The organism is Inquilinus sp. (assembly GCF_057815775.1).
Genome location: NZ_JBYRFX010000503.1, coordinates 1 through 1,587, shown reverse-complemented (window position 1 = coordinate 1,587; position 1,587 = coordinate 1). Strand labels below are relative to the sequence as shown.

Genomic DNA, 1,587 nt, shown 5'->3' with positions numbered 1-1,587 from the left:
CCATGGCGCCGACCACCGAGGACAGGAACTCCTGGCCCGGCTTGAAGCCGATATACCGGTGTAGATACGATCCGACGTTGCCGGCGTCGGAGGTGATGACGGCGTCGTCGGCGAGGTGCTTGTCGACCTCACAGACGATGGCGGCGAAGTTGATGCCGTCGGTGGTGGGTTCCCAGGTTTTCTCCAGCAAGGACAGGTGGATCTTGTGCAGGTTGTCGACCCAGCCACGGCGTTTCGCGGCACCAGCAGGGGTGGGCAGGGCCAGGAGGGCTTTGACCACCTCATAAGGGTCGCAGGGCATGCCGAGGTCGGCACGCCAGACGCGGCCGACCTCGTTGGGGTCGGGCCAGATGTGGACCAAAGGCAGTTGCGGCTGCGGGGCGGCGGGGAAGCTGTAGGACTGGCTGACGGTGTCGGTCAGGCGTTCGCCGAGGGCGACGATCAGGTCGGACTTTTTCATCTCGCTGATCAGCGCCGGGGGGACACGGATGCCCATGTAGCCGCCGTAGTTCGGATGCCGGGCGTCGAACAGTTGCGGACGGCGGTGGGTCGGATTGATCGGCAGGACCCATTGTTCAGACAGGTGTTGCAGGTCCTTGTAGACACTCTTGTCGTGCAGGCTGTCGGACAGCAGGGCGCCGCCGGCGAGGATCAGGGGGCGTTCCGACTTGGCCAGCATGTCGGCGAGCTGCTGCAGGTCCTGGGTGCGGGGACCGGCGATGACGCGCGGCCTCGGGAGGTTGAGTTCGGCGTCGGTGGCTTCGTCGAAGATGTCTTCCGGCAGGATGACGGCGACCGGGCCCGGGGTGCCGGATTCGGCGACGTGGAAGGCGCGGGCGATGGCTTCGGAGGCCTGTTCGGGTTCGTTGACCTCGATGACGGATTTGGTGATGTCGCCCAGGAGTTTGCTGTAGTTCTGCTCCTGCAGGGCGAGACGGCCGAAATCCTTTCTTTCCACCTGGCCGACCAGCATCACTAGCGGGGTGGCGTCGTGGAAGGCGGAGTGGATGGATACCATGGCGTTGGACAGGCCGGGGCCGCGGGAGACGATGCAGACCCCTGCCCTGTTGCGCAGCCTGCCGTCGGCGACGGCCATGAACCCTGCCCCGCCCTCGTGGCGGCAGACGATCATGCGGATCGAGTTGCGTTCGGCGAGGACGCTGGTGAGACCGACATAACTCTCGCCGGGGACGCAGAAGATCTGGTCGATGTCGTGGGCCTCGAGGCTGTCGGCGAGGAGGCGGGCGACGGTTGTGGTGGTCATTTTGGGTGCGTCTCCGGTTGCGGTTTTTGCGTGGCTGACAGCGGGCCGCGGTTGGTGCGTTATAGGGTTGCTGGTTTGTCGCGGGCAAGTCTGCGGGGTGGCGGGATTGCCGCGTCGCTGCGCTCTTCGCGATGACAGACGGGTGGTGATGCTGGGGTTCTCTTGGACACTGGGGCGATGATGCTGGGGTATTCGGGGCATGTCGATACGTTCACGCGGGATCGGCTGCCGCCGCAGGATCAATGGCCGGTGCTGCTGCTGGAGGGGTTCGATTATCCGGAGCGGCTGAATGCGGCTGTCGAGTTTACCGATGCAATGGTGCG

General features: G+C 65.2%; 1 protein-coding gene. It reads right to left on the bottom strand.

Going from position 1 to position 1,587, the window contains the following annotated elements; translation table 11 throughout:
* A partial coding sequence (locus AC3XYG_RS17710; protein WP_489141171.1) for a thiamine pyrophosphate-binding protein occupies positions 1-1,264 on the bottom strand: 1,264 nt, incomplete at its 3' end.
* Positions 1,265-1,587: the final 323 nt, after the last annotated feature.